Here is a 24,669-nt window from a genome sequence, read left to right on the forward strand (position 1 = left end):
CCCGGACCTATTGGCTGGCCCACACGATCCGCGCCACCCATTCGACATCGCGCATCGGAATGTCGCGGTCCGGGTGAGCGGGATTGAGCGAGACCAGCACGATCGACGCCGCGGTCTGCCGGTCGAGCACCTTGGCCATGACCTCGCCGGCAGTGGTCTTGACGACGACGCGGTCGCCCTTGCGCGTCGGCGCGCCCGGCTCGACGATCAGCACGTCGCCGTTGCGGTAGAGCGGCAGCATGGAATCGCCCTGGACCTTCAGCGCGTAGGAGCTTTCCGCCGCGCGCGTCGGAAGCTCCACCAGGTCCCAGCCCTGCCCCGACGGATAGCCGGCGTCGTCGAAGAAGCCGCCGGCGCCGGCCTGGGCAAAGCCGAGCAGCGGCACGGCCGTGCGCTGCGGCTCGACGGGGCCGCTGCGACCCTCGACCAGCACGGTGAATTCTTCGAGCGAAGCGCCGGTGGCCTCGATGATCTTGGCCAGGGATTCGGTCGAGGGCCAGCGCGGGCGGCCGTCGGAAGAGAGACGTTTCGATTTATTGAAAGCGGTCGAATCGAGGCCAGCGCGCCTGGCGAGGCCGGAGGCCGAGAGCGAATAGCGCTCGGCGAGAGCATCGATTGCGGCCCAGACGCGATCGTGTGAGAGCAAGTCCGCTCTCCTTCGAAAACAGGAAAAAATGCCTCAGAATTGTCTAGCGCGCGACCATCCGATTGTCCACTGGCGAAGCGTCGGATCGCCGACAATCAGACCTGCTTGGCCTGCTCGCGCAGGTTCTTGTGCGAAATCATGAACGCCCGTTCAGTTTCGGTCAGCGGGCGCGGCCGGGTGGAATGGCCGAGCGCCGCGACGACCTCGTCGATCTCGAGAAAACGGCGGCCGCGACGGTCATAGACGCCGCCCGTGGTCAGGATCAGCGCGGCCGTCTCGCCATTGTCGAGGACGAAGCGGTGCTTGCCGACGACCGAGGTGCCTTCCCAGGTCTCGATCGACGACACCACCTCGAAGCGCCGCCACAGCCTGATCTCGCGCACATAGGCCGACTGCAGCCCGCCGATCATCGGCGCCCAGCCGTTGCGGCGGGCCAGCGCGACGAGACCGACGCGAAGAAAAAGATCGATGCGGCCGAGGTCGGCCAGCATCATGTAGCGCGCATTGTTGAGATGGCTGTTGAAATCGATGTCGGTCGGGAGGCAGCGGAAGGCCAGCCGACTCTGATCGCCGACCATGTAAGGGCCACGGCTTCCCGCCGTGGCCATCATGCGCGCGAGGCGCCCCCAGACATACATGATCGAGCGTCAGGCGGCCTTCCTGACTTCGCCCTTCTGGTAGGGGTCGAAGCGCTGGTAGAAGGTCTCGCCCTTTTCGGCCATGTCGAGCAAAAGCTTCGGCGCCTTGAATTCGGCCCCGTATTTCTTCTGCAGGCCCTTGGCGATCTTGACGAAACGCTTGGCGCCGATACCGTCGATGTAGGAGAGCGCGCCGCCGGTGAAGGGGGCGAAGCCGAAGGCCAGGATCGAGCCGACATCCGCCTCGCGCGGGTCGGTGACGATGCCCTCCTCCATCACGCGCACGGCTTCGAGCGCGATGGTGACCAGCAGGCGCTCTTTCAGCTCCTCATAGTCGACCTTCTCCGGCTTCAACTGCGCATAGAGATCCTTGAGGCCCGGCCACAGCTTCTTCTTCGCGGGCTTCGCCGGATAGTCGTAAAAACCCTTGCCGTTCTTGCGACCGAAGCGGCCGTGCGTATCGACCATGGTGTTGATCAGCGCCATCTGCTTCGGATCGACGGCCTTCTCGCCGAGATCCTTGATGGTCTGCTTCATGATCTTCTGGGCAAGATCGATCGCCGTCTCATCGGTGAGTGCCAACGGGCCAACGGGCATTCCAGCGGCCTTGGCGGCGTTCTCGATCATCGCGGCCGGCACGCCTTCGATCAGCATCTTGTAGGCTTCCGACATGTAACGGAGAACGCAGCGGTTGACGTAGAAGCCGCGCGTATCGTTGACGACGATCGGCGTCTTCTTGATGGCGCGCACGAAATCGATGGCGACGGCGAGCGCCTTGTCGCCGGTCTTCTTGCCGAGGATGATCTCGACCAGCATCATCTTGTCGACCGGCGAGAAGAAGTGGATGCCGACAAAATTCTTCGGCCGTGCCGAATTCTTCGCCAGCGAGGTGATCGGGATGGTCGAGGTGTTGGAGGCGAAGATCGCAGAGGACTTCAGCACCGCTTCCGCCTTCTCGGTGGCCAGCTTCTTGACGGCCGAATCCTCGAAGACGGCCTCGACGACGAGGTCGCAGCCGGCAAGATCGGCGTAGTCGGCCGTCGGCGTGATCAGCGAGAGCAGCTTGTCTTTCTCCTCGGGTTTGGCGCGGCCCCTCTTCACCTGATCGGCCATCAGGCTGTCGGAATGCGCCTTGCCCTTCTCGGCCGACTCCATGTCGCGGTCGAGGAGCACGACCGGAATGCCGGCCTTGGCGGTGACATAGGCGATGCCCGCGCCCATGAAGCCGGCGCCAAGGATGCCGATCTTCTTGAACTTGGTGTCCGGCACGCCGGCGGGGCGGCGGGCGCCCTTGTTCAATTCCTGCAGCGACACGAACAGCGAGCGGATCATCGCCGCCGCTTCCTTGGTCCGCATGATCTCGGTGAAATAGCGCTGCTCGATCCTGAGCGCCGTGTCGAAGGGAACGAGCAGGCCTTCGTAGACGCATTTCAGGATCGCGGCCGCGGCCGGATAGTTGCCGTAGGTTTCGCGGCGCAGGATGGCGATGGCCGGCGGCCAGAGATTGGCGCCGGCCGCCGAATAGATCGGGCCGCCGGGCAGCTTGAAGCCCTTCTCGTCCCAGGGCGCGACCGGCTTCAGGCCGTTTTTGATCATCGCCTTGGCGGTCTCGACGAGCTTCTGGGGCGGGGCGATCTCGTGGATCAGGCCCATCGACTTCGCCTTTTGCGGGGTGAGAGTCTGGCCGGTGGTCAGCATCTGCAGCGCCTGCTGCTGGTCGGTCAGCCGCGGCACGCGCTGGGTGCCGCCGGCGCCGGGGAAGATACCGATCTTCACCTCGGGAAGCGCCATCTTCACCTTGTCGGAATCGGCGGCGACGCGGCCGTGGCAAGCGAGCGACATCTCGAAGGCGCCGCCCATGCAGGTGCCGTTGATGGCGGAAACCCACGGCTTGCCGCAGGTCTCGATCTTGCGGAACAGGCCGGTCATGTAGCCGGCATTGTCGAACAGCGCCTTGGTCGCCTTTTCGAGATCCTTCTCCTTTTCCACGGCGAAGGTGGCGAGCATCTTCTGCAGCATGGTGATGTCGGCGCCGCCGGAGAAGCTGTCCTTGCCGGAGGTGATGACCACGCCTTTGATGGCCGCATCGCTGGCCACGTGATCGACGATGGAGTTGAGCTCGCGCATCGCCTCTTCGGTAAAGACGTTCATCGAGCGTCCGGGCATGTCCCAGGTGACCAGCGCGATGCCGTCGGCGTCGATGTCGAGGGTGAAATTGGTGTAGCTCATCTCTTCTCTCCCCGTCAGACGCGTTCGATGATGGTGGCGGTGCCCATGCCGGCGCCGATGCAGAGCGTGACCAGCGCGGTGTTCAAGTCGCGGCGCTCCAGCTCATCCAGCACCGTACCCAGGATCATGGCGCCGGTGGCGCCGAGCGGATGGCCCATGGCGATCGCGCCGCCGTTCACGTTGATCTGGTCGTGCGGGATGTCGAAGGCCTGCATGTAGCGCAGCACAACGGAGGCGAAGGCCTCGTTGAGCTCGAACAGGTCGATGTCCGACAGTTTCATTTTGGCGCGCTTCAAGAGCTTCTCGGTGACGTCGACCGGGCCGGTCAGCATCAGCACCGGCTCCGAGCCGATATTGGCGAAAGCGCGGATGCGCGCGCGGGGTTTGATGCCCATGGTTTTCCCGGCCTTCTTCGAGCCGAGCAGCACGGCGGCCGCGCCATCGACGATGCCGGACGAATTGCCGGCGTGATGGACGTGGCTCACTTCCTCGACTTCCGGATGCTTCTGCACGGCGACCGCATCGAAGCCGCCCATCTCGCCCGGCATGACGAAGGACGGATTGAGCGAGGCGAGCGACTGCATGTCGGTCGACGGCCGCATGTGCTCGTCACGGTCGAGGATGGTGAGGCCGTTCTGGTCCTTGATCGGGATCACCGAGTTCTTGAAGCGGCCCTCTTCCCAGGCCTTGGCGGCGCGCTTCTGGCTCTCGACCGCATAGGCGTCGACGTCGTCGCGGCTGAAGCCGTATTTGGTGGCGATCAGGTCGGCCGAAATGCCCTGCGGCACGAACCAGCCAGGCAGGCCGACGGACGGATCCATGAACCAGGAACCGCCAGACATCCCCATGCCGACGCGCGACATGGATTCGACGCCGCCGGCAATGACGATCTCGTCCGCGCCTTGCGCGATCTTGGCGGCGCCGAAATTGATGGCGTCGAGGCCCGAGGCGCAAAAGCGCGAGATCTGCATGCCCGGCGCCTTGGTGTCGTAGCCGGCCTCGAAGGCGGCCGCACGCGGAATGACCGAGCCCGCCTCGCCGACAGGATCGACGCAGCCGAAGATGATGTCGTCGACATTGCCGGTGTCGAGCTCGTTGCGGTCGCGCAACGCTTCAAGCGTCTTTGCCGCCAGCCGCACCGCCGGCACCTCGTGCAGCGAGCCATCCTTCTTGCCCCTGCCGCGCGGCGTGCGCACGGCGTCATAGACGTAAGCTTCGGCCATTTTCATGCTCCTTGGATTTGCCGGCCGCCGCGCTCAGAGAGAGCGCCCGATCAGCAATTTCATGATCTCGTTGGTGCCGCCGTAGATGCGCTGGACGCGGGCGTCGCGGTACATGCGGGCGATCGGATATTCGTTCATGTAGCCATAGCCCCCATGCAGTTGAAGGCATTCGTCGACGACTTTGCCCTGCAGGTCGGACAGCCAGTATTTGGCCATCGAGGCGGTGACCGGGTCGAGGCCGCCGTCGATGTGGCGGGCGACGCAATCATTGTAGAAGACGCGGCCGATGGTCGCCTCGGTCTTGAGCTCGGCCAGCTTGAACTGGGTGTTCTGGAAATCGATGATCGCCTTGCCGAAGGCCTTGCGCTCCTTGACATAGTCGATGGTGATCGCCAGCGCCCGCTCGACCATGGCGATCGCGCCGGTGCCGATCTGCAGCCGCTCCTGCGGCAATTGCTCCATGAGATGGACGAAGCCCTTGCCCTCCTCGTGGCCGAGCAGATTGGAGGTCGGCACGCGCACGTCGTTGAAGAACAGCTCGGATGTGTCGTTGGCCTTCAGCCCGATCTTGTCGAGGTTGCGGCCGCGCTCAAAACCTTCGACCTCGTCGGTCTCCACGACGATCAGCGAGGTGCCCTTGGCGCCCTTGTCCGGATCGGTCTTGGTGACGACGATGATCAGGTTGGCGAGCTGGCCATTGGTGATGAAGGTCTTGGAACCGTTGATCTTGTAGTGGTTGCCGTCCTTCTCGGCGCGGGTCTTGACGCCCTGCAGGTCCGAACCCGCGCCCGGCTCGGTCATGGCGATGGCGCCGATCAGCTCGCCAGTCGCCAGTTTCGGCAGCCATTTCTCTTTCTGCTCCTCGGAGCCGTAATGCAGGATGTATGGCGCGACGATCGAATTGTGCAGGCCGATGCCGAAGCCGTCGACGCCGACATGGCCGATCGCCTCGATGATGGCGCTCTCATGCGCGAAGGTGCCGCCGGAGCCGCCGTATTTCTCCGGCATCGAAGCGCAGAGCAGGCCGGCAGCGCCCGCCTTCAGCCAACTCTCGCGGTCGACCATCTCGTTCTTCTCGAACTCGTCGTAGCGCGGCGCAATCTCTTCCGCCATGAAGCGGGTCGCCATGTCGTAGAGCATGCCGACCTCGTCCGCCGCCCAGGCGGGCTTCGGCAGGCCAAGAACTTCGGCTGGGTTTGTCATGCTATTTCCTCCGCTGCGCCGGAGTTCGTCGCGGGCGACCCCTCCCGGCCCTTCGGGCCACCCTCCCCTCAAGGGGGAGGGGACGCCGAGCATTTCTAGAACGCTTCCACCGGCAGCGCCATTAGCGTATCCGCGCCACTGGAAATGCGCGCGAGACGCGTCGCGGTCTCCGGCATGATCCGCTCCATGAAGAAGCTCGCCGTCACCAGCTTGCTGTCGTAGAAGGACGTAGCGCCGTTGGCGCCTTCCGCCAGCTTGGCCTGAGCGGACTTGGCCATCTGCCCCCACATATAGCCCAGCGCGACCAGGCCGAAGAGATGCATGTAGTCGGTCGAGGCCGCACCCGCATTGTCGGGCTTGGCCATGGCGTTCTGCACCAGCCACATGGTCGCCGCCTGCAGGTCGTTCAGGCCCTTCTTCAGCGCCTTGGTGAAGGGCGCCATCTTCTCGTCGGCGCGGTTTTCCTCGCAGAACTCGCCGACTTCCTTGAAGAAGGCCTGCACGGCGCGGCCGCCATTCTGCGCCAGCTTGCGACCGACGAGGTCGAGCGCCTGGATGCCGTTGGCGCCCTCGTAGATCATGGCGATGCGGGCATCGCGCACGAACTGGCTCATGCCATGCTCCTCGATGTAGCCATGACCGCCGAAGACCTGCTGCGCCATCACGGCGTGGTCGAAGCCCTTGTCGGTCAGCACGCCCTTGACCACCGGCGTCATCAGGCCGGTGTAGTCATCGGCCGCCTGGCGGTCCTTGTCGTCGCCGGAGCGGTGCGCGACGTCCGACTTGATCGCCGTCCACAGCGCCAGCGCGCGGCCGCCCTCGTTGAACGCCTTCATGGTCATCAGCGAGCGGCGGATGTCGGGATGGACGATGATCGGATCGGCCTTCTTGTCCGGCGCCTTGACGCCGGAGAGCGACCGGCCCTGGAGGCGATCCTTGGCGTAGGCGGCGGCGTTCTGATAGGCGATCTCGGAGACCGAAAGCCCTTGCAGGCCGACGCCCAGGCGGGCCTCGTTCATCATCGTGAACATGGCCTTCAGGCCGCCGTTCAGCTCGCCGAGCAGAGTGCCCTCCGCCTCGTCATAGTTCATGACGCAGGTCGAATTGCCGTGGATGCCCATCTTCTCCTCGATCGAGCCGCAGGAGAGCGCATTGCGCTCGCCGATATTGCCGGAACCATCGAGCTTGAACTTCGGCACGATGAACAGCGAGATGCCCTTGACGCCTTCCGGTGCGCCCTCGACGCGGGCCAGCACCAGATGCACGATGTTGTCCGCCATGTCGTGTTCGCCGGCGGAGATGAAGATCTTCTGGCCGGAAATCCTGTAGCTGCCGTCGCCGTTGGGCACCGCCTTGGTGCGCAGCAGGCCAAGGTCGGTGCCGCAATGCGGCTCGGTAAGGTTCATGGTGCCGGTCCAGGCGCCTTCGATCAACCTGGGCAGCCAGGTGGCCTTCTGCTCGTCCGTGCCATGGGTGACGATGGCCGCGATCGCGCCCTGCGTCAGGCCGGGATACATCATCAGCGCCATATTGGCCGAGACCATGTATTCGGAGACCGCGGTGTGGACGGTGTAAGGCAGGCCTTGGCCGCCGAACTCGGCGGGAGCCGCGAGCCCCATCCAGCCGCCCTCGCGATACTGGTCGAAGGCCTCCTTGAAGCCCTTGGGCGTGGTCACCGAGCCGTCGTCACGGCGCTCGCAGCCTTCCATGTCGCCGACCCGGTTCAGCGGATGCATGACGTTTTCGGCAAGCTTCGCGCCTTCGGCGAGGATCGCCTCGACGACGTCGGGCGTGGCGTCCGAAAAGCCCGGAAGATTGGAATAGCGCTGATAGCCGAGCACGTCGTTGAGCACGAACAGCGTGTCCTGGACGGGCGCCCTGTAGATCGTCATGCCTTCCTCCACCCTTGCGGTCCTGACCAGCCAGCAAGCTCCCGATCCAGCTCCGGATGGGAGGCTGAGCCAATGTCGTGGTCCCGATACCAAATATTGACGTTTGCGTAAACGTCAACTTCGTCGCAGCCGAAAAATTTTTTGGTGAACGCAGGACCGAAGACAGCAAAAAAGCCGCGCAGCCAGAGGCCATGCGGCTTTTCCATCTTGGACTTGCCGTTGAGCGCGAGGACGATCAGCCGGCGGCGCTTGCCTGCGGCGCGGCGCGCTCGGTCAGCATCTGGCGAACGATCGCCATCGAATTGCTGAGCTCGCCGATGGCGTCCTCGATCAGCGCCCGCTGCTTCTGCAGGCGGGCAAGCTGCTTCTCCGACTTGTCGAGCGCCAGCCGCAACTGCTTGGTGTTGGAGCCGGTCGGATCGTAGAGATCCATCATCTGCTTGACGTCGCGCAGCGAGAACCCGACCTTGCGGCCGAGCAGGATCAGCTTCAGCCGAGCCTTGTCGCGACGCGTGTAGAGACGGGTCGAGCCGTCGCGCTTCGGATTGAGGAGACCCTTGTCCTCATAGAAACGCAGCGTGCGCAAGGTCACGCCGTATTTCTTGGCCATCTCGCCGATGCGGACGAATTCCTCACCGGCCTCGGCCGGAATGTCATTGCTATTGGCCGCGGCTTCGCCGGGCGAAACAAGTTTCATGGTCACTGGCTTTCCCCTGATGGCGTCGCGGTCGCGGACCGAGCGTCGCCTGAGTGGAAGCGGGGGCGTGCTTCCAATCGTGGTTTCGACAAATCAATCGCAAGAGGCACGGCTTCGCACCTTTTACGTTTACGTCAATTCTATACCGACAGCCGGCAGGTGACGCAAGGGCGTTGTCGGTACGGAACTTTATGCCGCACCCGGAGGCCGATTGAGCAGGGCGGCTCAGGATTTATGCGCAACTTCTTAAGCTTGGTTAACGCCTTGTTTACCACGTTGGGCGAAATCTGCGCATGTCGGTCACCCGTGTTTATCCTGTAGCGAATTTTTCACGGTCTTCGAAGCGTGGGTGAAAACCCGGGAAGCCCGTCTTCCTCCGCGGCAGAGCCGCGCGGCCGCCTTCGTTCCCGGCAGAACTTTAGGAAACCGGCCCTGGCCGGTCATTCTGAACACGGGCGCATCGATGAACAGCAAGCGGTCCTATCTCGATACACTCAATGCCGGCAGGCAACGCCGGCCGCACACCTCGCTGGAGGAGCTGAACCGCTCGCTCGAAACGCTGGAACAGCGGCTGGAGCGGACCCGCACCGACATGCCCGAGCGCCCCGATCCGCGTCGGCCGGCCGCCGAGCCGCGCTATGCCGCCGCGCAACCTTATGACCAGCCGCGCTGGTACGAGGACCCCTACTCGTCGCAAAGACCGCAAAGCCAGGGATCGCAGGGTTTGGCATCGCAAAATCGGGGACCGCAAAATCCGGCGCCCGCCGCCTCTGGCTTCGGCCCCAACTATCAGGCCATCGCCCGCGACATCGACCGGGTACGCGGCCAGGAGGACAGTGTCGCGATGGTCGGCAAGATCGCGGTCGAATTGCGCGGCCTGCGCGAGGAACTGCGCCACCAGATGACCGCAGGCTTGCAGCGCGAATTCGATGCGCTGCGCCAGGACATCGATCGCGCCTTGCAGGCGGCGAGCCAGCATGGCGCCCCCGCGGACAAGAGCAGCGCCGAACTCGGCCTCGAGTTCGAACGGCTTTCCGGCGCCATCCACACGCTTGCCGAAAAGAGCGACGACCGCAGCGTCAACCTGCTGCGGCTGGAGTTGGAGCAGGTCAAGGCGGCGCTCGACACGCTGGCGCGCGAGGAAAGCGTGCGGGCCGTCGATCGCCGCTGGGACGATTTCGACCGCCGCTGGAGTGCCTTCGAGGATCGCGTCGACGCCGACCAGCGCCAGCGCGCCGAAGGTCCCAATCTTTCGAGCCTCACCGACCGGCTCGAACAGATCAGCAGCGCCGTCAACAACCTGCCGCAGTCGCTGTCGCTCGCCTCGCTGGAGGAAAAGGTCCGCACTCTTGCCGGCGCGGTCGACCGTTTCGCCAGCCAGCAGACGATGCGCGGCGGCGAAACGCTTGCGATGATCGACGAGCGGTTGGACGAGATCTCCCGCGCCATCGTCGCCTCGACAGTGGCGGCGCAGGCCAATGCCTTCGATCCGGAAACCTTTGGCCGCATCGAGAAGCGGATCGCCTCGCTGGCGCAGCAGATCGAGGAAGTCGCGCAGTCGCGCCCAGGCGCCGAGGTCATCGACCGCCTCAATTTTCTGTCCAGTCGGGTGGACGAGATCGCCGGACGCGCCAACCTGCCGGAGCAGGCGATGGAACGTCTGGGCAAGCAGATCGCGCTCATTACCGACAAGATCGACCGCACGCCGGCAATGCCCGACGCCGACCATATCTTCCAGGGCCTGGAGCAGCGCTTCGACGCGCTGTCCTCGCTGCTCGAGCGCCGCCAGGGCGACGCGATCGAGCAGAGCAACATGCTGTTCCGCGACCTCGAGCGGCGGCTGGACGAAGTCGCCGACAGGCTCGACCAGCGCATGCAGCAGGACGACAGCGCCGGTATCATGGAGGCGATCGACGCCCGCTTCACCGCGCTTGCCAAGCGCATAGAGACGCGCACGCCAGATCCCGCCAACGACTTGGCGATCCGCGGCCTGGAAAGCCGGCTCGAGGACATTTCCAGCCGGCTGGAATCGTCCGCCGCGCAGGTCGCCGGCATCGATCCGGCACTGATCCGCAGCCTGGAGTCGCAGGTGACCGCCCTTTCGGCGCATCTGTCGCAGCCGAGCATGCCGCTGCCCGACTTCGAGGACATCAGCCCGCGCCTCAACGAGATCGAGAGGTCGCTGGCCGGCACCCGCGATTCCATCCTCAGCGTCGCGCGCGAAGCGGCGGAGAACGCCGTCCGCTCGCTGGCCGAATCGGGCTCCAGCAGCGCTGCTGCCAACGCGGCCGCCGTGGGCGGGCTCGCGCAGGACCTGAAGACGCTGGAAGCGCTCACCCGCCGTTCCGACGAGCGCAATTCACGGACTTTCGAGGCAATCCACGACACGCTGCTCAAGATCGTCGACCGGCTGGGCTCCCTGGAGGCCGGAGAGCCAAGCGAAGCGGTCAGCGAACTCGTCGACCCGCAGCCCGGCGCCAAGCGGACCGCTCGCGCCGGCAAGATCGCCGTCCAGGACGCGCCGTCGATGGATATCGACCAGCCGCTGCCGCTGGCCGGAGACATTGACGATCTCGACACGCACGCCGCCTCGATCCTGCGCAACGAGCCGGTTATGCGAAACGAAACTGTTGCGCGCGGCGAACCTGGCCCGCGCACGCCCGCCGAGGCCGCGGCGGCGGCCGCCATGGCCGCGCTCGGATCGGACGCGATTGGCGAGAAGGCCGAGAAGACCGGCCGCAAGAAGTCGATGTTCAGCGGGCTGGCGCGTGCCTTCAGGGGCAAGAAGGACGAGGGCACGCCACCGCTTGCCGGCTCGGCGTCGGCCGGCGACGTTCCGACCGTCGATATCGACGAACCGCTCGATCCCAAAGCGGCCAACCGGCCGCTGGAGCCGGGCTCCGGCGCGCCGGACCTCAACGCCATCATGAAGCGTGTGCGCGACGAGCGCGGCGGCCAGCCGGCCAAGCGCAGCGAAACCGACGCCGCCAAATCCGATTTCATCGCCGCCGCCCGCCGCGCGGCGCAGGCCGCCGCCGCGGAGGCCGACGCGCTGAAGCGACAGTCGACGATGACCGGTCCGGTGAAGGCGCTCAGAATCGGCGACCTGCTAAAGGCGCGGCGCAAGCCGATCCTGATGGCGGCCGCCGCGATCATGATGGCGCTGGCCGGACTGCAGCTCGGCAAGGCCTTCTTCGCCGATCCGGCGCCAGTCGCCAGCAACAACGCCGCGCCGACCGTCTCCACACAGACGGTCGATACCGCGTCGCTCAATACCGCAAGCGCGCCGAAGGCCGACGCGGACGCCGCAAAGCCTCAGAGCGCACCGGAGCGTGTCGTCAGGCAGGCCGAGCCCGCGAAGGACGATCCAACGCCACAGGCCGCCGCCCAGCCGTCCGGACCCGAGATGCCCGCGGCCGCGGCGCCAGCCGAACCGGCTCCTGGCCCGGCGGCGCTCTCTGCGCCGACACCGTCGGCGTCCGCGACGCCGTCCGAGCCGGTCGTCCCGGCCGTGAACGCACCGGCCATGGACACGGACGCGGATGCACAGCCGATGACCAGCGCGCCAACGACCGGTATCCCGGCGGCCGGCACGCCGGCGGCAGGCACGTCAGTGCCCGGTGCTCCGGCTGCCGGCGCTTCTTCGGCCAGCGCGCCGGCTGGCACGGCCGCGGAGACGACGGGCACGGTCCCGCCGGCCGACAGCCAGACGGCAATTTCGGCCGCCAAGGTCGACATCCCGACCGAGATCGGCCCGGCGGCGCTGCGCGACGCGGCCGCAGGCGGCGACGCCAAGGCGCTGTTCGAGATCGGCTCGCGCTACGCGGAATCGCGCGGCGTGAAGGAAGACATGGCGGCGGCCGCCAAATGGTACGAGAAAGCCGCCGAACTGGGCTTCGCGCCGGCCGAATACCGCATCGGCAATTTCTACGAGAAGGGCATCGGCGTCGCACGCGACATCAAGAAGGCCAAGACCTACTACCAGCTCGCGGCGGAACAGGGCAACGCCAGCGCCATGCACAATCTGGCGGTGCTGTTCGCCATGGCGGCGGACGGCGTGACCGACAATGAATCGGCGGCGCACTGGTTCCAGGAGGCGGCCGACCTCGGCGTCAAGGACAGCCAGTTCAACCTCGGCATCCTTTCGGCCAAAGGCGTCGGCATGAAGCAGAACCTGGAGGAATCCTACAAATGGTTCGCCCTCGTCGCCAAGACCGGCGACAAGGACGCCGCGTCCAAGCGCGACGAGATCGCCAATGCGTTGAGACCCGAGCAGCTCGAACGGGCCCGCGCCGCGACGGAACTGTGGAAGGCAAAGCCGCTCAACGCGGCCACCAACTCGGCCGACATTCCGGAATCCTGGCAGGACAGCACGCCGCAGACCACCGCCGGCATCGACATGAAGAAGGCGGTGAAGAACATCCAGCTTATCCTCAACAAGAACGGTTATGATGCCGGCGGCGCCGACGGCGTGATGGGCGGCAAGACCAAGAACGCCATCATGGCCTTCCAGACCGACAACAAGATGAAACCGACCGGTGAGATCGACGCGCCGCTCGTCAAGGCACTGCTGGCGCGCAAATAGCGGCAGGCGCGTCGCTTCCGCGACGGCTTGCCACAGATTTGCCTGTTAACTGATTGAGATGGTTTTTGTTTCGACGCGATGGCGGGGTCAACCCCCCGCCATCGCGTCGGCGCAAGAAAAAATTGGCTTTTCGGTGCGAAACTGCTGGGGACGGCGGCATGCGCCGATTGGCAAACTGATCGAGACAGACGGGTGGGCATCTATCTCCCGATCGCGGAAATTTCCGTCAACGTCTTCGTGCTGCTGGCGATGGGCGCGGCGGTGGGTTTCCTGTCGGGCATGTTCGGGGTGGGCGGTGGCTTCCTCATCACGCCGCTGTTGATCTTCTACAACATCCCGCCGGCGATCGCGGTGGCCACCGGCGCCAACCAGGTCATCGCCTCCTCCTTCTCCGGCGCGCTTTCGCACATGAAGCGCGGCACGCTCGACTTCAAGCTCGGCGGCGTGCTACTTGCCGGCGGCATCGTCGGCTCGACCGCCGGCATCTTTGTCTTTGCGCTGCTGCGCCGGCTCGGCCAGTTGGACCTGTTCATCTCGCTGCTCTATGTCGCGCTGCTCGGCACCGTCGGCGGACTGATGCTGGTCGAGAGCGTCAACGCGCTGCGCGCCACCCGCAGCGGCGCGGCACCGGTGCTGAAGAAATCAGGCCAGCACAACTGGATCCACCGGCTGCCGTTCAAGATGCGCTTCCGCGCCTCGAAGCTGTTCGTCAGCGTCATCCCGGTGCTTGGGCTCGGCGCGGCGATCGGCTTCCTGTCCTCGATCATGGGCGTCGGCGGCGGCTTCATCATGGTGCCGGCGCTGATCTACCTGCTCAAGGTGCCTACCAACGTCGTCATCGGCACCTCGCTGTTCCAGATCATCTTCACCTCGGCCTATACCACGCTGGTGCATTCCACCACCAACCAGACAGTCGACGTGATCCTCGCCTTCCTCTTGATGGCCGGCGGCGTCGCCGGCGCGCAATATGGCGCCAAGGCGGGCCAGAGGCTGCGCGGCGAGCAGCTGCGGGCCCTGCTTGCGCTGCTGGTGCTGGCGGTTGCCATCCGCCTGGCCATAGACCTCTTCGCGACGCCGCCCAATCCCTACTCGCTCTCCGCCGCGGGCCTGAGCTGATGGCGGGGTCGAGAGCGTTCGCAGCAACCGTTTCGCTTCTGCTGTTCCTCGCCCTGTCGCCGGCGACGGCGCAAACGCCGCCGCCCGCCGAGGGCATCCAGATCGGCCTGTCGACCGACGCGATCTCCATCACCGCCGGCTTCTCGGGCGCCGATCTCACCATCTTCGGGTCGCTGGAAAATCCCGACCCGCTGGTGTCGCGGCAGGGGCGCTACGATGTCATCGTCGTGCTCGAAGGGCCGCCACGGCCGGTGGTCGTGCGCCGCAAGGACAGGGTGCTCGGCGTCTGGATCAATCTGGAATCGGAAACGTTCGAAAACGTGCCGGTGTCCTATTCGGTCGCCACGACGCGACCCTTGCAGGACATCGCCGACCCGACCAAGTACAGGCAGCTCTCGCTGGGCTCCCAGAACCTCTATATGAAGCCCGCCGACGAGACCGAGAGCCCGGCGACGATCGAGGAATTCACCGCAGCGTTGCGCGAGCGCAAGACTGCGACCGGCCTCTACAGCGAGAATGTCGGGGGCGTGCAGTTCTTGTCGCAAAGCCTGTTCCGCGCCACGGTGCGTCTGGCGCCCAACATTCCGGTCGGCACGCACAAGGCGCGCGCCTTCCTGTTCAAGAGCGGCATGTTCGTGAAGGAAAGCTCCGCCCAACTCGAAATCCGCAAATCCGGTTTCGAACAGTCGGTCTTCCGCGTCGCGCATGACTATTCCTTCCTCTATGGCGTGTTTGCCGTGTCGCTCGCCATGCTCACCGGCTGGCTCGGACGCATCGTCTTCCGCAAAGATTGACATCACGGGAAATGGGAAGACCCATTTTCCCGTGAAAAGAGGGGTTCCCCTTTTCCTTGTCATGCGATAAACCGCCGCCTCCCAGCCCAGGGGGTAACCACACAATTCGGCAGAGCGGGGTAGTGTGCTGAGAGTTCTGCAAATTCGCTGAGAGAGGGCGGTCATGGCAGGCTGGTGATTGTTCACGTCACCTGATTCCCGCGAAGGAACGCCACCATGACCAAGATCGAAGATAAATCCGCCATAGCTGCCGTCAAAGACATTCTGCTTTCGAACCCGGATGGGCTGCACGAAGTGATCCGCGCAGTGATGCAGGAGGTCCTCGAGGCCGAGATGGACGAGGCGCTGGGCGCTTCGAAGAGCGAACGGACACCGGAGCGGCTCGGCTATCGCTCTGGGTATTACGGCCGCACGCTTGTCACCCGTGTCGGCAAGCTGGAGCTGCGGGTTCCGCAGGACCGGCAGGGGCGCTTCTCCACCGAGCTGTTCGAGCGCTACCAGCGCTCCGAGCGGGCCTTGGTGGCGACGCTTGCCGAGATGTACGTGCAAGGCGTGTCGACCCGCAAGGTCAAGGCGATCACCGAGGAGCTGTGCGGGCATGCCTTCTCGGCCTCGTCGATCTCGGCCATCAACAAACGGCTGGACGAAAGCCTGAAGGCCTTTGCCGAGCGCCCGCTTCAAGAGCCCTTTGCTTACCTCGTGCTCGATGCCCGCTACGAGAAGGTGCGCGAGGCCGGCATCGTCATGAGCCAGGCGGTGCTGATCGCGGTCGGCATCGACTGGGACGGGCGGCGCCAGATCCTGGCCGTGGAGATGGCCAATCGCGAGAGCCGCTCGGCCTGGAAGGACTTCCTCGTGGCGCTCAAGGCGCGCGGTCTCAGGGGCGTCGAACTGGTCGTGTCCGACGACCATGCCGGCCTGGTCGCGGCGATCGGCGAGGTGATTCCGGAAGCGGCCTGGCAACGCTGCTACGTGCACTTCCTCAGGAACGCGCTCGATCACCTGCCGCGCAAGCACGGCGACGACTGCCTGCAGGAGCTCAGATGGCTCTACGACCGGCGCGACCTCGCCGAGGCCAAGGCCGATCTCGCCGCGTGGCTTGCCAAATGGTCGGGCCGCTATCCGCGGCTGACGACGTGGGTGGAGGAGACCATCGAGCGCACGCTGACCTTCTTTCGCCTGCCGCGCCAGCACCACAAGCACCTGAAGTCGACCAACATGCTGGAACGCCTCAACGAAGAGATCAGGCGCCGCACCTATGTCGTGCGCATCTTTCCCAACGCCGAAAGCTGCCTGCGCCTGGTCAGGGCGCTGGCCGTCGAAACCAACGAAAACTGGATGGAGGCCAACCGCTACATCAACATGGACGACCTGCGCGAGCACAAGAAGCTCGCTCTGCGCCAAGCCGCATGACCAGCCTCATGGCCGCCCCTTTTTGCAGAACTTGACGCACACAACCCAGAGCGGTCCGGCCATCCGGATGACGGCGCGTCTTTTGACGCCGGCAATGCGCTGCGATGAACCAATGACAGGAGGCTGCGATGCAATCAGCATTCGGCGGCATCGATTTCGGCACGTCCAATTCCACGGTGGGCGTGATCCGAAACGGCCGGGCACGACTGGTGGCGCTCGAGGGCGAACAGCCCACCCTGCCGAGCGCCGTCTTCTTCAACTTCGAGGACGGCCATACCTATTTCGGCCGCCGCGCGATCGCCGACTACACCGACAGTGTCGAGGGCCGGCTGATGCGCTCGCTGAAAAGCGTTCTCGGCAGCTCGCTCGCCAACGAGAAGACGCGCATCAAGGCGCGGCTGATCGGCTTCACCGACATCATCGGCTTCTTCATCAGCCATTTGAAGACGCGGCTTGAGGAGGATGCCGGCGGCCCGGTCGAACGCGTCGTGCTCGGCCGCCCCGTGCAATTCGTCGACGACGATGCCGAGGCCGATGCGAAGGCGCAAAGCGAGCTCGAGAAGGCGGCGCGCGCGCAAGGCTTCAAGCACATCGCCTTCCAGTTCGAGCCGATCGCGGCCGCGCTGGACTACGAGCAGAACGTCGCCCGCGAAGAGCTGGCGCTGATCGTCGACATGGGCGGCGGCACCTCCGACTTCTCGGTCGTGCGCGTCTCGCCGGAGCGCGCCCGCTCGGACGACCGCAAGGGCGACATCCTCGCCAATCGCGGCATCCATATCGGCGGCACGGATTTCGACCGGCTGCTCAGCATCGCCCATGTCATGCCCGAGCTCGGCTATCTGACGCCGACCAAGGACGGCAAGCGCAATCTGCCGGCGAGCTATTTCATCGACCTCGCGACCTGGCAGCGCATCAACCTGGTCTATACCGCCAAGGCGATGTCCGACCTGAAGCAGATTCGCTTCGAGGCGGAGCGCGCCGATCTGGTCGGCCGCTTCATCCACATCGTCGAGCATCGTTACGGGCATGCGATGGCCGGCCTGGTCGAACGGGCCAAGATCGCGCTGACCGACCAGTCCTCGGCGGAGGTGAAGGTGTCGCTGCCCGGCGCGCGCTTCGCGGCCGAGATCACACGCGCCGGCCTGGAGGAGACGATCGGCGGCGACATCGATCGGGTGACCGCGACGGTCAGGCAGACAATCGCCGACGCCGGCGTTCCCGCTTCCGCCATCACCGCTGTGTTCCTCACCGGCGGCTCGACGGCAATCCCGCTGGCAAAACGGCGGATCCTTTCGCTGGTGCCGCAGGCCTCCGTCATCGAAGGCGACATGTTCGGCTCGGTCGGGCTCGGCCTGGCGCTGGATGCGCGGCGGAAGTTTGCCTGAGCGGCAGTATTGCCGCAAGTTAGCTGGGTGCATCCGGTAGCGGCGGCATACCCAGGAGATTGGCCAAAACGCCCGTCTCTTCGTCATCCACGGGCGGAGCAAGGAGCGAAGCGACGCGGCGCAGACCCGAGGATCCATGCCGTGACTTCAGAGCGCTGCCACGGTGCAGAATTCTGCTCCGCCGCGCCCCTCGCCCGGGGTAACGGCATGGATCCTCGGGTCTGCGCTCCGCTTCGCGTCGCTCCGCCCGTGGAAGACGACGTTCGGAGGCTTCAGCCAATCTCGAACGTTTGTGATGAGCATCCCAACAATGCAGCCCTGATGCTGCCCGGGCTCAGCCAACCTTCCCGCCCAAATGCGCCTTCAGCGCCATCTGGGCGAGGCTCGCCTGCCGGTCGCGGTGGGTGATCATGGCGAAGTCGCGCTTCGGCAATTCTACCGGCACAGACCTCAGGCTGCCCTCCGTCAGGGAGCGTGCGACGACGAGCTCCGAGATGATAGTGGCGCCGGCGCCGGCCTCCACGGCCTGACGCACCGCCTCGTTGCTGGGTAGGACGAGGAATATCTGCAGCTCCGCCGGCGAAACGCCTTCGCCGCGCGCGAAATCCTCCAGCGCCTCGCGCGTGCCCGACCCGCCTTCCCTGATGATCCAGCGCAATGCCCTGATGTCGAGGTTTCCCGCCGGGGTCGTCGGAATTTCGGGGTGCGAGCGCGCCACGACCAGCATCATGCGGTCCTCGTCGACCGTGGCGCGCCGCAGGATGTCGGATTCGGTGCGGCCTTCGACCAGGCCGAAATCGGCCCTGCCGTCCAGCACATTGGCCTCCACCTGCCTCGTGTTGCCGATGGTGACGCTGAGGCGCACCGCCGGATAGGCTTCGTGGAACGCGGCCAGGCGCCTCGGCAGCCAATAGCTGGCGATGGTCTGGCTGGCCGATATCGACAGGCTGCCGGTGATGGTTTGCGAGACGTGTTCCAGCACATTGTGGGCGGCGGCCGCGCGCTCAAGGACGGCCTTGGCCTCGGGCAGAAAGCGGTGGCCGGTCTGCGCAAGCTCGATGTTGCGCCCAACCCGGTTGAACAGGCGCACGCCATGCTGGCTTTCGAGCGCGCGGATGGCGGCAGAGGCGGCGGACTGCGAGATGCCGAGCAACTCGGCCGCCTTGGTCATGTGGCCATGCTCGGCGACGGCGACGAATATGCGCAGCTGATCGAGTGTCATGGGCCAACTAAGAAGCAAAATCGATCGGAATTACAAGAGCTGCTTGTTAGACAGATCAATTGCTTTGTTCTAACTTTTCGCCCAGGCTTGGAAAAAATTGGCCGTTCTGACGCCAAGGTTGGAAATGATCGGGCGCTTCAAATCCCTTTTCGCGCATTGGAGCCGTCGGCTGAGGCGGCAGTTGGCCGGCGAGCGCTATCATCCCGAGCTGCACTATATGCGCGGACCGGGGCCAAAGACGAAGGCCAAGTTGGCGAGTAACGAGAGCATCCGCGGATCATGAGCAGCGGTGCGCCACGCGGCGCCAACTCCGCACCCTCCCAGCAGCCGCTGTCCGACACGCGCGCACCGAAGGAGGGCGACGGCGTCGACACCTCGCCGAACGTCTCCGACCGCATCGCCAAGACCACCTGCTACATGTGCGCCTGCCGCTGCGGCATCGACGTCCACATCAAGGACGGCAAGGTGCGCTACATCAACGGCAACAAGGACCACCCGGTGAACCGCGGCGTGATCTGCGGCAAGGGCAGCGCCGGCATCATGCAGCATTACAGCCCGGCGCGGCTGAGGAAACCCTTGCTGCGCGCCGGCCCGCGCGGCTACGGTGAGTTCCGCGAGATCGAGTGGGAGGAGGCGCTCACCATAGCCTCCGAGCGGCTGTCGGCGATCCGCCGCGCCGATCCGAAAAAGCTCGCCTTCTTCACCGGGCGCGACCAGTCGCAATCGCTGACGGGCTGGTGGGCGAGCCAATTCGGCACGCCGAATTTCGCCGCCCATGGCGGCTTCTGCTCGGTCAATATGGCGGCCGGCGGCCTCTACACAATCGGCGGCTCGTTCTGGGAGTTCGGCGAGCCCGACTGGGACAATACGAAATACTTCATGCTGTTCGGCGTCGCCGAGGACCATGATTCCAACCCGATCAAGATCGGCCTCGGCAAGCTCAAGGCTCGCGGCGCCAAGGTCGTCTCGATCAATCCGTGCCGCACTGGCTACAACGCCATCGCCGACGATTGGATCGGCATCAGGCCGGGCACGGACGGCTTATTCGTGCTCGCCCTCGTCCACGAACTGCTCAAGGCCGGCCGCATCGATCTCGACTATCTGCTGCGCTACACCAACGCTGCCGTACTCGTGATCCAGGATCCAGGTGCAGCAGATGACGGCTTGTTCGTTCGCGACGACGCCGGCGATCTACTCGCCCTGGACAGGGTGACCAAGCAACCGGTCAAGGCTACCGACCCCGAAACAAAACCGGCGTTGACTGGAGACTATACGGTCAACGGACGCCGCTGCACGCCGGTGTTCCAGCTCATCGCCGACCGCTACCTGCACGAAAACTATTCGCCGGATGTCGTTGCGGGGCGCTGCGGGGTCGGCGCCGATACGATCCGCCGGATCGCGGCGGAACTGGCGCATGTCGCCTTCGAGCAAACGATCGAGCTGCCGGTCGCCTGGACCGACTGGGCGGGCCGGCGCCACGAGACGATCAAGGGACGGCCTGTATCGATGCATGCCATGCGCGGCATCTCGGCCCATTCCAACGGTTTTCATAGCTGCCGCGCCATCCACCTGCTGCAGGTTCTGCTCGGCACCGTGGATGTGCCCGGCGGCTTCCGCTTCAAGCCGCCCTATCCCCGTTGCGCGCCTCCGGGGCCCAAGCCCGCCGGCAAAAACGTCCGACCGATGACGCCGCTCGAGGGCATGCCGCTCGGCTTCGTTTGCGGCCCCGACGATCTGCTCGTCGATGGGGCCGGCCGGCCTACCCGCATCGACAAGGCCTATTCCTGGGAGGCGCCTTTGGCGGCGCACGGCCTGATGCATAGCGTCATCCGCAACGCCTGGGCCGGCGATCCCTATCCGATCGACACTCTGATGATGTACATGTCGAACATGGCGTGGAACTCCTCGATGAACACCGTCGAGACGATTCGTATGCTGACCGACAGGGACGAGGACGGCGCCTACAAAATCCCCTTCATCATCTATTCCGACGCCTATTACTCCGAGACCGTGCCGTTCGCCGATCTGGTTCTGCCCGACACCACCTATCTCGAGCGGCATGACTGCATCAGCCTGCTCGATCGGCCGATCAGCCATGCCGACGGGCCGGGCGACGCCATCCGCCATCCGGTGGTGCAGCCGGACCGCGACGTGCGGCCGTTCCAGTCGGTGCTGATCGAGCTCGGCGCGCGGCTCGGACTGCCCGGCTTCGTCACCGACGACGGCTCGGCGAGATACCGCGACTATGCCGATTACATCGTCAACCACGAGCGCGCGCCCGGCATCGGCCCGCTCGCCGGGTGGCGCGGCAAAAACGGCGGCGCGATCGGCAAGGGCGAGGTCAATCCGGACCAGTTGCAGCGCTACATCGACAATGGCGGCTTCTGGCACCACGATTTTTCCAACGACCAGCGCTACTACAAGATGGGCAATCGCGCCTATCTCGACTTCGCGGTGCAGATGGGATTCATCCCTAAGGCCGAACGAACCGTCTTCCAGCTTTACTCCGAGCCGATGCAGCGCTTTCGCCTCGCCGCACGCGGCCATGGACAGCTGCAGCCGCCGGAGGCCGAGCGCGGCCGCATCGAAGCCTACATGGATCCGCTGCCCTTCTGGTACGCGCCCTTCGAGGACGAGGCCGTCGATCTGCAAAGATATCCATTGCATGCACTGACGCAGCGGCCGATGCACATGTACCATTCCTGGGGTTCGCAGAATGCGTGGCTGCGGCAGATCACCAGCCAGAACCGGCTGTTCGTGCATCGGGAAACGGCCGGCAGACTTGGCCTTGCCGACGACGACTGGGTGTGGATCGAGAGCATCAACGGCCGGGTGAAAGGCCAGATCAAGCTCATCGACGGCGTGAACCCGGACACGGTTTGGACCTGGAACGCGATCGGCAAGCGGCGCGGCAGCTGGGGCCTGCAGGACGATGCCGCCGAGAGCAATCGCGGCTTCCTGCTCAACCACATCATCGGCGACCAGACCGCGGCCGACGCCAACGGCAAGCGCTACTCGAACTCCGATCCCGTCACCGGACAGGCGGCATGGTTCGACGTGCGTGTGCGCCTCGTCAAATGCATGCCCGAGGAAGCCGGCTTCACCGAGCCGCAGTTCGAGCGTTTTGCCCAACTGCCAAACGTCGAGCCGTCACCGGATGTGCTTCGCTACGGCGCCGCATTCCGCATGAAAAGGGAGGCCGCCGAATGACCTGCCTACCCGCCCGGACCGACAAAAAGCTTGGCCTGGTCATCGACCTCGACACCTGCGTCGGCTGCCAGGCCTGCGTCACCGCCTGCAAGGAATGGAACACTGGCGGCCACATGGCGCCGCTGACCGACACCGATCCTTATGGCGGGCATGCCGACGGCGTATGGTTCAATCGCGTTCACGCCTACGAGCACACGACCGAGACGGGCGGCCGCACGGTGAATTTTCCGCGCTCTTGTCTCCACTGCGAGCAGCCGGCCTGCGTCACCGTCTGCCCGACGGGCGCCTCCTACAAGCGCACCTCGGACGGCATCGTGCTGGTCGACGAGGACAAATGCATCGGCTGCAAGCTGTGCAGTTGGGCCTGCCCTTATGGCGCGCGCGAGTTCGATACGGATGTCGGCGTGATGAAGAAATGCACGCTCTGCGTCGACCGCATCTACAACGACAATCTGGCGACCGAAGATCGCGTGCCGGCATGTGTCGCCGCCTGCCCGACCAGCGCCCGGCATTTCGGCGATCTCGGCGATCCGGCCTCGGCGATCTCGCGGCTTGTGGAGGAGCGGGGCGGCGTCGACCTGATGCCGGAACTTGGCTACAAGCCGACCAACAAATATCTGCCGCCGCGCGCCCTCAGCGAACACGCGGCGAAGGTCGATGCGCCGGCGCTGGAGCCGATCCGGGCGGAGGGCGGCTTCCTCGGCTGGATCGACCGCATGCTTTCGAATTAGCTTCGCCCCATCATGCATCCCGCTTTCTCGGTCGTCTTCTTCACCACCGCTACCGGGGCCGGCTACGGCCTGCTGGCGCTGCTCGGCGGGCTCGGCGGGCTGGGTTTCATCCAGCCCGAGTTGTGGCTTGGCTTTGTCGGCATGGCGCTTGCGCTTGGCCTGATCATAGCCGGCCTGCTCTCCTCCACCGGACATCTCGGCCGGCCCGAACGCGCCTGGCGCGCCTTCTCGCAATGGCGCAGCTCCTGGCTGTCGCGCGAAGGCGTGGCGTCGGTCGCGACCTTCATCCCTGCCGGGTTGTTCGGCATCGGCTGGGTGTTCTTCGGCCGAAGCGGCGGCTGGGTTGCGGTTGCTGGCCTGCTGACTTCAGCCGGCGCGATCACCACGGTCGGTACGACGGGCATGATCTACGCCTCGCTGAAGCCGGTCGCGCAGTGGCACAGTCCCTTTACGCTGCCGGCCTATTTCATCTTCGCGGGCATGACAGGCGGCGTGCTGCTCAACGCCCTTCTCCAGGGTTTCGCCATGGATTCGACGGCGGTGCTGACCGGCGCGCTGCTTGCCTCGCTTGCCGGCTGGGCCTGGAAGCTCGCGACCTGGCGGCATAACGACCGGCTGGAAATCCCGACCACCGCCAACACGGCGACGGGGCTGGCGGGCGGCACGGTGCGGTCGATCGAATGGCCGCACACCGAAGAAAACTACTTGCTCAAGGAGATGGGTTTCCGCATCGCGCGCAAGCACAGCGCCAAGCTGAGGCGGATCACGCAGGCGCTGGCCTTCGCGGTGCCGGCCATCTTGCTCGTTATCGCCCTTGTGTCTCCGCGGCCAGTCGCGGCCATAGCGTCGGTCCTCGCCGCCATTTGCCAACTCGCCGGTATGCTGGTCGAGCGCTGGCTGTTCTTCGCCGAGGCGAAGCACACGGTCACGCTTTACTATGGCAGATAGAGGCGGCTTTCAGCCGGGCCGCAGCATAGAGCCGGAGATCGCAAAGATGCGCTCGGTGCCGAGCATATAGGCAACAAGCGTTTCCAGGCGGAACAGGCCGGCATAGGCGCGGTCGAGCACGTTGAGCGAGCCGGTGTAGGCGCCGAAGGCCGGCATGATCATGCGGCCGCCATCGCCGGCAAAGCAGCGCCGTCTGACCGAGCGGCCGCGCTGTACGATGCGGGCGCAAGGATGAAGATGGCCGGCGATCTCGCCTTCCACCCGCAGCTTCGAGGGCTCGTGGCGAAAGAGCAGCGAGCCGATGGCGAGTTCCTTCACCGTTTCGCCCGGCAGGTCGGCGGGCGCCTCGGGATCGTGGTTGCCGGCAACCCAGAACCAGTCGCGGCCGGCCATCATTGCCTCCAGCCGCTCACGGAAGCTCAGATGCATGCGCTCGGCACCGCCGCCGTCGTGGAAGGAGTCGCCAAGGCTGACGACGATCCGCGGCTGATAGTCGGCGATCACCGCCTGCAGCTTGAGCAAGGTGGCGCCGGTGTCGTAGGGCGGGATGAGCGCGCCGCGCCTGGCGAAGGACGAGCCCTTTTCGAGATGCAGGTCGGAGACCGCGAGCAGCCGCAGATCGGGGAAATAGAGCACGCCGCGCCGGTCGCAAACCGCGCGCTCGCCGGCGATGCCGACAAGGTCGGCCTCGGCGATCAGCGTTGCGCGCGACAGCGAAAAATTCATCCCCTCTTGGC

General features: G+C 65.3%; 18 protein-coding genes. 8 read left to right on the forward strand and 10 right to left on the reverse strand.

What is annotated here, in order from left to right:
• Window positions 1–7 precede the first annotated feature (7 nt).
• From QAZ47_RS31870 to QAZ47_RS31905, 8 genes are all read right to left on the reverse strand, one after another.
• Window positions 8–646 (reverse strand): helix-turn-helix transcriptional regulator, encoded by a 639-nt coding sequence (locus tag QAZ47_RS31870; protein WP_278204882.1) that lies wholly within the window; start codon window positions 644–646, stop codon window positions 8–10.
• 95 nt (window positions 647–741) lie between these two features.
• Window positions 742–1,284 carry a thioesterase family protein gene (locus QAZ47_RS31875; protein WP_278232031.1) on the reverse strand — a complete coding sequence of 181 codons (543 nt, stop codon included), beginning with the start codon at window positions 1,282–1,284 and terminating at the stop codon, window positions 742–744.
• Between the two features lie 9 nt (window positions 1,285–1,293).
• Window positions 1,294–3,513, reverse strand: coding sequence for a 3-hydroxyacyl-CoA dehydrogenase NAD-binding domain-containing protein (locus QAZ47_RS31880; RefSeq protein ID WP_278232032.1), 2,220 nt, complete (start codon window positions 3,511–3,513; stop codon window positions 1,294–1,296).
• Between the two features lie 14 nt (window positions 3,514–3,527).
• The gene (locus tag QAZ47_RS31885) at window positions 3,528–4,736 is read right to left on the reverse strand and encodes an acetyl-CoA C-acetyltransferase (protein WP_278204885.1); all 1,209 of its coding nucleotides are present in this window, start codon (window positions 4,734–4,736) and stop codon (window positions 3,528–3,530) included.
• A gap of 33 nt (window positions 4,737–4,769) precedes the next feature.
• Window positions 4,770–5,939, reverse strand: coding sequence for an acyl-CoA dehydrogenase family protein (locus tag QAZ47_RS31890; RefSeq protein WP_278232033.1), 1,170 nt, complete (start codon window positions 5,937–5,939; stop codon window positions 4,770–4,772).
• Between the two features lie 95 nt (window positions 5,940–6,034).
• A complete protein-coding gene (locus QAZ47_RS31895; protein ID WP_278232034.1) occupies window positions 6,035–7,831 on the reverse strand; it encodes an acyl-CoA dehydrogenase in 1,797 nt (598 codons plus the stop codon).
• Window positions 7,828–8,037, reverse strand: coding sequence for a hypothetical protein (locus tag QAZ47_RS31900; protein ID WP_278232035.1), 210 nt, complete (start codon window positions 8,035–8,037; stop codon window positions 7,828–7,830). Before QAZ47_RS31900 ends, QAZ47_RS31895 begins: the two co-directional genes overlap by 4 nt.
• A 29-nt stretch (window positions 8,038–8,066) precedes the next feature.
• A complete protein-coding gene (locus QAZ47_RS31905; protein ID WP_278233923.1) occupies window positions 8,067–8,528 on the reverse strand; it encodes a MerR family DNA-binding transcriptional regulator in 462 nt (153 codons plus the stop codon).
• A gap of 463 nt (window positions 8,529–8,991) precedes the next feature.
• On the opposite strand from QAZ47_RS31905, the gene QAZ47_RS31910 reads away from it, so the two are divergent.
• From QAZ47_RS31910 to QAZ47_RS31930, 5 genes are all read left to right on the forward strand, one after another.
• Window positions 8,992–13,113: a peptidoglycan-binding protein gene (locus tag QAZ47_RS31910; protein WP_278232036.1), complete on the forward strand. Its 4,122-nt coding sequence runs from the start codon at window positions 8,992–8,994 to the stop codon at window positions 13,111–13,113.
• A gap of 192 nt (window positions 13,114–13,305) precedes the next feature.
• On the forward strand, window positions 13,306–14,229 hold the full coding sequence (locus QAZ47_RS31915) for a sulfite exporter TauE/SafE family protein (RefSeq protein WP_278232037.1): 924 nt from the start codon (window positions 13,306–13,308) through the stop codon (window positions 14,227–14,229).
• On the forward strand, window positions 14,229–15,023 hold the full coding sequence (locus tag QAZ47_RS31920) for a TIGR02186 family protein (RefSeq protein ID WP_278204890.1): 795 nt from the start codon (window positions 14,229–14,231) through the stop codon (window positions 15,021–15,023). The genes QAZ47_RS31915 and QAZ47_RS31920 overlap by 1 nt, the downstream gene beginning before the upstream one ends.
• A gap of 216 nt (window positions 15,024–15,239) precedes the next feature.
• Complete coding sequence (locus QAZ47_RS31925) at window positions 15,240–16,436, forward strand: IS256 family transposase (protein WP_278203348.1); 1,197 nt, start codon at window positions 15,240–15,242, stop codon at window positions 16,434–16,436.
• 128 nt (window positions 16,437–16,564) lie between these two features.
• Window positions 16,565–17,821 carry an Hsp70 family protein gene (locus QAZ47_RS31930; protein ID WP_278232038.1) on the forward strand — a complete coding sequence of 419 codons (1,257 nt, stop codon included), beginning with the start codon at window positions 16,565–16,567 and terminating at the stop codon, window positions 17,819–17,821.
• A gap of 334 nt (window positions 17,822–18,155) precedes the next feature.
• Here the strand turns inward: QAZ47_RS31930 and QAZ47_RS31935 are convergent, their stop codons facing one another.
• Window positions 18,156–19,043 carry a LysR family transcriptional regulator gene (locus QAZ47_RS31935; protein WP_278204892.1) on the reverse strand — a complete coding sequence of 296 codons (888 nt, stop codon included), beginning with the start codon at window positions 19,041–19,043 and terminating at the stop codon, window positions 18,156–18,158.
• A 279-nt stretch (window positions 19,044–19,322) separates the two neighbouring features.
• Between QAZ47_RS31935 and QAZ47_RS31940 the strand changes: the two genes are divergently transcribed.
• From QAZ47_RS31940 to QAZ47_RS31950, 3 genes are read left to right on the forward strand one after another with little or no spacing between them, the layout of a single operon-like run.
• Window positions 19,323–22,253, forward strand: a complete 2,931-nt coding sequence (locus QAZ47_RS31940; protein WP_278204893.1) for a molybdopterin oxidoreductase family protein — start codon at window positions 19,323–19,325, stop codon at window positions 22,251–22,253.
• Complete coding sequence (locus QAZ47_RS31945) at window positions 22,250–22,984, forward strand: 4Fe-4S dicluster domain-containing protein (protein WP_278204894.1); 735 nt, start codon at window positions 22,250–22,252, stop codon at window positions 22,982–22,984. Before QAZ47_RS31940 ends, QAZ47_RS31945 begins: the two co-directional genes overlap by 4 nt.
• A gap of 12 nt (window positions 22,985–22,996) precedes the next feature.
• Window positions 22,997–23,932, forward strand: a complete 936-nt coding sequence (locus QAZ47_RS31950) for a DmsC/YnfH family molybdoenzyme membrane anchor subunit (RefSeq protein WP_278232039.1) — start codon at window positions 22,997–22,999, stop codon at window positions 23,930–23,932.
• Between the two features lie 9 nt (window positions 23,933–23,941).
• Here QAZ47_RS31950 and pdeM read toward each other — a convergent pair whose 3' ends face one another.
• On the reverse strand, window positions 23,942–24,658 hold the full coding sequence (gene pdeM / locus QAZ47_RS31955; protein WP_278232040.1) for a ligase-associated DNA damage response endonuclease PdeM: 717 nt from the start codon (window positions 24,656–24,658) through the stop codon (window positions 23,942–23,944).
• Between the last annotated feature and the right edge of the window lie 11 nt (window positions 24,659–24,669).

Source organism: Mesorhizobium sp. WSM4904 (assembly GCF_029674545.1).
GTDB lineage: Bacteria > Pseudomonadota > Alphaproteobacteria > Rhizobiales > Rhizobiaceae > Mesorhizobium.

Bases quoted from the DNA above. Each gene is read 5' to 3' on its own strand.
- QAZ47_RS31940 (WP_278204893.1), top strand. From the start codon at position 19,323: ATGAGCAGCGGTGCGCCACGCGGCGCCAACTCCGCACCCTCCCAGCAG.
- QAZ47_RS31875 (WP_278232031.1), bottom strand. From the start codon at position 1,284: ATGTATGTCTGGGGGCGCCTCGCGCGCATGATGGCCACGGCGGGAAGC.
- QAZ47_RS31945 (WP_278204894.1), top strand. From the start codon at position 22,250: ATGACCTGCCTACCCGCCCGGACCGACAAAAAGCTTGGCCTGGTCATC.
- QAZ47_RS31880 (WP_278232032.1), bottom strand. From the start codon at position 3,513: ATGAGCTACACCAATTTCACCCTCGACATCGACGCCGACGGCATCGCG.
- QAZ47_RS31885 (WP_278204885.1), bottom strand. From the start codon at position 4,736: ATGGCCGAAGCTTACGTCTATGACGCCGTGCGCACGCCGCGCGGCAGG.
- QAZ47_RS31900 (WP_278232035.1), bottom strand. From the start codon at position 8,037: ATGGAAAAGCCGCATGGCCTCTGGCTGCGCGGCTTTTTTGCTGTCTTC.
- QAZ47_RS31920 (WP_278204890.1), top strand. From the start codon at position 14,229: ATGGCGGGGTCGAGAGCGTTCGCAGCAACCGTTTCGCTTCTGCTGTTC.
- QAZ47_RS31910 (WP_278232036.1), top strand. From the start codon at position 8,992: ATGAACAGCAAGCGGTCCTATCTCGATACACTCAATGCCGGCAGGCAA.
- QAZ47_RS31895 (WP_278232034.1), bottom strand. From the start codon at position 7,831: ATGACGATCTACAGGGCGCCCGTCCAGGACACGCTGTTCGTGCTCAAC.
- QAZ47_RS31890 (WP_278232033.1), bottom strand. From the start codon at position 5,939: ATGACAAACCCAGCCGAAGTTCTTGGCCTGCCGAAGCCCGCCTGGGCG.
- QAZ47_RS31925 (WP_278203348.1), top strand. From the start codon at position 15,240: ATGACCAAGATCGAAGATAAATCCGCCATAGCTGCCGTCAAAGACATT.
- QAZ47_RS31930 (WP_278232038.1), top strand. From the start codon at position 16,565: ATGCAATCAGCATTCGGCGGCATCGATTTCGGCACGTCCAATTCCACG.
- QAZ47_RS31935 (WP_278204892.1), bottom strand. From the start codon at position 19,043: ATGACACTCGATCAGCTGCGCATATTCGTCGCCGTCGCCGAGCATGGC.
- QAZ47_RS31905 (WP_278233923.1), bottom strand. From the start codon at position 8,528: ATGAAACTTGTTTCGCCCGGCGAAGCCGCGGCCAATAGCAATGACATT.
- QAZ47_RS31950 (WP_278232039.1), top strand. From the start codon at position 22,997: ATGCATCCCGCTTTCTCGGTCGTCTTCTTCACCACCGCTACCGGGGCC.
- pdeM (WP_278232040.1), bottom strand. From the start codon at position 24,658: ATGAATTTTTCGCTGTCGCGCGCAACGCTGATCGCCGAGGCCGACCTT.